We start from the raw sequence: 5,422 nt of genomic DNA, 5'->3' as shown, positions 1-5,422 counted from the left end.
GACCATCAACAAGATGTGCCTGTCCGGTCTCGACGCCATCGCACTGGCTGACCAGCTCATTCGGGCAGGTGAGTTCGACGTGGTGGTGGCCGGCGGCCAGGAGTCCATGACCAAGGCGCCGCATTTGCTGATGGATAGCCGGTCCGGCTACAAGTACGGCGACGTGACGGTGTTGGACCACATGGCCTACGACGGCCTGCACGACGTCTTTACCGACCAGCCGATGGGTGCGCTGACCGAGCAGCGCAACGATGTCGACAAGTTCACTCGTATTGAACAGGACGAATTCGCTGCGCGGTCGCACCAGAAGGCCGCCGCGGCGTGGAAGGACGGCGTCTTCGCCGACGAAGTCGTGCCGGTGAACATCCCGCAGCGCAAGGGCGATCCCTTGCAGTTCAACGAGGATGAGGGCATTCGTGCCAACACCACCGCCGAATCGCTGGCCGGTCTCAAACCCGCGTTTCGTCGTGACGGCACCATCACTGCCGGATCGGCATCGCAAATCTCTGATGGCGCGGCCGCGGTGGTCGTGATGAGCAAGGACAAGGCCACCGAGCTGGGGCTGTCGTGGCTGGTCGAGATCGGCGCACATGGCGTGGTGGCCGGCCCGGATTCGACGCTGCAGTCGCAGCCTGCCAACGCGATCAAAAAAGCGCTGGGCCGCGAAGGTATCTCCGTAGACCAACTCGACGTGGTGGAGATCAACGAGGCGTTTTCCGCGGTGGCACTGGCCTCGACACGGGAACTGGGTGTTGATCCCGACATCGTCAACGTCAACGGTGGTGCGATCGCCGTCGGGCATCCAATTGGCATGTCAGGGGCTCGGATCGCGCTGCACGCGGCACTCGAGCTCGCGCGCCGGGGTTCCGGATACGGCGTCGCAGCGCTATGCGGAGCAGGTGGCCAGGGCGACGCGCTGATCCTGCGGGCCGGCTAGCGGGCCAGTAACTTCTCGTGTCTCGTCGCAGGGATCGAGCTCGTAACGGTGCTCGGAGGTCAGGATGACGATTTTGCTGGCATCGTGAGCGCGGGCACCATTGACGCCCGGTGTGATTTTGGTCATATGACGGCCGGACAGCGCCTGACAACGCCGCAACCGGGTGGATACGGGCGCAACGCGACATGCCAAACTTAACGACGTGACCCGTCCTCGACCTCCGATTGGCCCTGCAATGGCCGGCGCGGTCGACTTGTCCGCCCTCAAACAAAGCCCGCCGTCCAGCGGCGATGCCGCCGCGGGGGGATCGCCGCCCATCGGCACCGAGATCAACGAAGCCAACTTCGAAGAAGAGGTGCTGCTGCGGTCCAACCAGGTGCCCGTAGTCGTGCTGTTGTGGTCGCCGCGCAGCGACGTGTGCCTGCAGTTGGCCGAGATACTCTCCGGCCTGGCTGCCGCCGACAACGGTGCGTGGTCCCTGGCGAGCGTCAACGTCGACGTGGCTCCCCGGGTAGCCCAGATATTCGGCGTCGAAGTGGTCCCGACCGTCGTGGCTTTGGCTGCGGGACAGCCACTTTCGAGTTTTCAGGGCATTCAGCCGCCCGAGCAGCTACGCCGCTGGGTGGACTCGCTGCTGTCCGCAACTTCGGGAAAGCTCAGCGGAGCAACGGATTCCGAGGAACCCGAAGAGGTAGACCCAGCGCTCGCGCAGGCTCGCCAGCAGCTGCAGGACGGTGACCTCGCCGCCGCCTCCGACTCGTATCAGGCCATCCTGGATGATGATCCGAACCACGCCGAAGCCAAGGGGGCAGTGCGCCAGCTCGCCTTTTTGATGCGTGCGACCGCGCAGCGGCCTGACGCGGTCGCCGTTGCCGATGCCGCTCCCGGAGACATCGACGCCGCGTTCGCTGCTGCCGACGTGCAGATCCTCAACCAGGACGTGCAGGGCGCCTTCGAGCGGCTGGTCGCATTGGTGCGGCGGACATCCGGCGACGAGCGAACTTCGGTGCGCACGCGGCTGATCGAGTTGTTCGAGCTCTTCGACCCGGCCGACCCCGACGTCATCGCCGGCCGACGTAATCTCGCCAACGCGCTGTACTAGTCGGCGGGTCGGCTATTCGGGCTGCAGCCACAGTGCCGACGTCGGCGGCAGCGCCAACACCGCGGATGCCGGACGACCATGCCATGGCTCATCGGTTGCGTTCACACCGCCGAGGTTGCCGATCCCGGTGCCGTTGTAGTCGGTCGCATCGGTGTTGAGCACCTCGCGCCACCGCCCGGCGCCGGGCAGGCCGAGTCGATAGCCGCTATGCTCCGCACCGGCGAAATTGAACACGCAGGCCATTACCGAGCCGTCGCTGCCGTACCGCAGGAAGCTCAGCACGTTGTTGGCGGAGTCGTTGGCATCGATCCAGGAATAGCCTTCCGGCCTGCTGTCCTGGCTCCACAGCGCCGGACAGCCGCGGTAGATCCTGTTGAGCTCGTTGACCAGGCGCGAGATCCCGCTGGAGAAGCTGTTCTCGTCGAGTTGAAACCAGTCCAGGCCGCGCTCCTCGGACCATTCGGCGCGCTGCCCGAATTCCTGACCCATGAACAGCAGTTGCTTACCAGGGTGCGCCCACTGGTACGCCAGCAGGCTGCGCAACCCCGCCGCCTTGACGTGGTCGTTGCCCGGCATCCGCGACCACAGCGTGCCCTTTCCGTGCACCACCTCGTCGTGGCTGATCGGCAGCACGAAGTTCTCGCTGAACGCGTAGAGCATCGAGAAGGTGATCGCGTGGTGGTGGTAACTACGGTGCACCGGATCGTGGCTCATGTAGTCGAGGGTGTCGTGCATCCAGCCCATGTTCCACTTCATCGAAAAGCCCAGGCCACCAACACTAGTCGGTCTCGATACGCCAGCCCATGATGTCGACTCCTCGGCAATGGTGACAATCCCCGGCGCCGCCTTGTGCGCGGTGGCGTTCATCTCCTGCAGGAACTGCACGGCCTCCAGGTTCTCCCGGCCGCCGTAGATATTCGGCGTCCAGCCGCCGGCGGGGCGCGAATAGTCGAGGTACAGCATCGAGGCCACGGCGTCGACTCGCAGGCCGTCGATGTGGAATTCCTTCAGCCAATAAAGCGCATTAGCCACCAGGAAATTGCGAACCTCGGCACGGCCGAAGTCGAACACGTAAGTGCCCCAGTCGAGTTGCTCGCCGCGGTTCGGATCCGAATGCTCATAAAGCGGTGTGCCGTCGAAACGGCCGAGCGCCCATGCATCCTTCGGGAAGTGCGCCGGCACCCAGTCCACGATGACACCGATACCGGCCTGGTGCAGTGCGTCGACAAGCGCACGAAACTCATCAGGCGTGCCGAATCGCGACGTCGGGGCGTAGTAGGACGTGACCTGGTATCCCCAAGATCCGCCGAACGGGTGCTCTGCGACGGGCAGCATTTCGACGTGGGTAAATCCTTGTGCCGAAACATAATCCGTCAGCTCGCGGGCAAGCTCGCGATAGGACAGCCCCGGTCGCCACGAACCCAGGTGCACCTCGTAGGTACTCATCGGCTCGAATACCGGGTTGTGCTCGGCGCGCGCCGTCATCCACGCGTCGTCACCCCAGTGGTAGTCGCTCACGGTCACCCGCGACGCCGTGTGCGGGGGTACCTCGGTGGCGAAAGCCATCGGGTCGGCCCGGTCGACGACTGAGCCGTCTGCGCCGTGTACCCGGAACTTGTACAGGCCGTCGCGTGGAAACTCCGGCCAGAACAACTCCCACACGCCCGACGAGCCCAGAACCCGCAGTGGGGCATCGTTGCCGTTCCATCCGTTGAACTCGGCGATCAAGCTGACGCCCTTGGCGTTGGGCGCCCAGACCGCGAACGACACGCCCTCGACCACACCGTCGGCGGTGGTAAACGAGCGTGGATGGGCACCCAACACTTCCCACAGTCGTTCGTGGCGTCCTTCGTTGAACAGATGAAGATCCACCTCGCCCAGTGTGGGCAGAAAGCGGTAGGCGTCGGCAACGGTGTTCGAGTCGGCGCCGTAGCTCACCTCGAGTCGGTAGTCGATGAGGTCGGTGAACGGCAACGCCACCGCGAACAATCCGGAGTCGATGTGCTGCAGCGGAAACCGCTCCTCGCCGACAAGCGCGACCACCTCGGTGGCGTGCGGCCGAAAGGCCCGGATGACGGTGTGATCGCCGTACTCGTGGGCGCCCAAGATTCCGTGCGGATTGTGGTGCTCGCCGGCCACCAGGCGGGCCAAGTCGCGGGGTTCGGGCGCCAGGTGGGTCCCGGCGAGTTGCTCGGTGGGCTTCATCGCGGCGTCACCTCCGGCGCAGCAGCGTCATTCGGGATTCGGACGGTATAAGCGGCATGTTGATGATGTGGGCGGGTGCGCGGCCAGGGTCGATGCGTATGTAGTTGGATTGTCCCCATTGGTATTCCTCGCCGGTGATCTCGTCTCGCACCCAGAACCGCTCGTAGTGCTCCATACCCAATGCGGCCATCTCCAACCACAATGTCGCTTCCTCGGGCCCGAATGCGTTGAGCGTCACCACCACGAGAACGCAGTCGCCGGTGATCGGATCGAACTTGCTGTAAGCCAGCAATGCGTCGTTGTCGAGGCTGTGGAATGTGATGTTGCGCAGTTGCTGAAGAGCCGGATGGAGTCGGCGAATGTTGTTCAGCCGTGCGATAAATGGCTCCAGCGATCGTCCTGCCGCGAGGGCGCCCGCGAAGTCGCGGGGTCGCAGCTCGTACTTCTCGGAGTTGAGATACTCCTCACTGCCCTCCAGCACGGCCTCGTGCTCGAAGAGTTCATAGCCGGAGTACATCCCCCAGGCCGGGCTCATGGTTGCCGCCAGCACCGCGCGGATCGCGAACATGCCGGGGCCATTATGTTGCAGGACGGCGTGCAAGATGTCCGGGGTGTTGACGAACAAGTTGGGGCGACGGAAGTCGGCGAGGTAAGGGATCTCCTCGCCGAATTGGGTCAGCTCCCACTTCGACGTCCGCCAGGTGAAGTACGTGTAGGACTGGGTGAAGCCCAGCTTGGCAAGCCCGAACTGGCGGGCCGGCGGGGTGAACGCCTCGGACAGAAACAGCACATCCGGATCGACTGCTTTCACCTGGCCGATCAGCCACGCCCAGAAGTTGGGCGGCTTGGTGTGCGGGTTGTCGACCCGAAAGACCTTCACCCCATGGTCCATCCAGTGCCGCACTACGCGCAGCACCTCGTCGTAGAGTCCGGCGGGGTCGTTGTCGAAGTTGACCGGGTAGATGTCCTGGTACTTCTTCGGCGGGTTCTCCGCGTAAGCGATGGTGCCGTCGGGCAATTCGGTGAACCACTGGCGGTGTTGCCTGGCCCACGGGTGATCGGGCGCGCATTGCAACGCCAGATCCAGAGCCACCTCCATGCCCAAGTCGTGCACCGCCGCGACGAATTTGTCGAAGTCGTCGACCGTGCCCAGCTGCGGATGCACCGCGTCATGGCCG

General features: G+C 64.3%; 3 protein-coding genes and 1 pseudogene. 2 read left to right on the top strand and 2 right to left on the bottom strand.

Annotation, left to right across the window (positions count from 1 at the left end):
* Nucleotides 1–937, top strand: a 937-nt coding sequence (locus VNW74_RS02500) for an acetyl-CoA C-acetyltransferase (RefSeq protein WP_325675031.1), incomplete at its 5' end; no start/stop codon positions are given.
* 202 nt (nucleotides 938–1,139) lie between these two features.
* Entirely contained in the window at nucleotides 1,140–2,039 is a 900-nt protein-coding gene (locus VNW74_RS02495; protein WP_325675030.1) for a tetratricopeptide repeat protein, read from the top strand.
* A gap of 12 nt (nucleotides 2,040–2,051) precedes the next feature.
* Here the strand turns inward: VNW74_RS02495 and glgB are convergent, their stop codons facing one another.
* Nucleotides 2,052–4,244, bottom strand: coding sequence for a 1,4-alpha-glucan branching protein GlgB (glgB, locus tag VNW74_RS02490; RefSeq protein ID WP_325675029.1), 2,193 nt, complete (start codon nucleotides 4,242–4,244; stop codon nucleotides 2,052–2,054).
* A gap of 7 nt (nucleotides 4,245–4,251) precedes the next feature.
* Nucleotides 4,252–5,422 (bottom strand): annotated as a pseudogene (locus VNW74_RS02485) (alpha-amylase family glycosyl hydrolase); the annotation flags it as partial.

The organism is Mycobacterium sp. (assembly GCF_035570115.1).
In the GTDB taxonomy this organism is placed as follows: Bacteria; Actinomycetota; Actinomycetes; order Mycobacteriales; family Mycobacteriaceae; genus Mycobacterium.
This window is presented reverse-complemented; position numbering and strand designations above follow the sequence as displayed.

Bases quoted from the DNA above. Each gene is read 5' to 3' on its own strand.
- glgB (WP_325675029.1), bottom strand. From the start codon at position 4,244: ATGAAGCCCACCGAGCAACTCGCCGGGACCCACCTGGCGCCCGAACCC.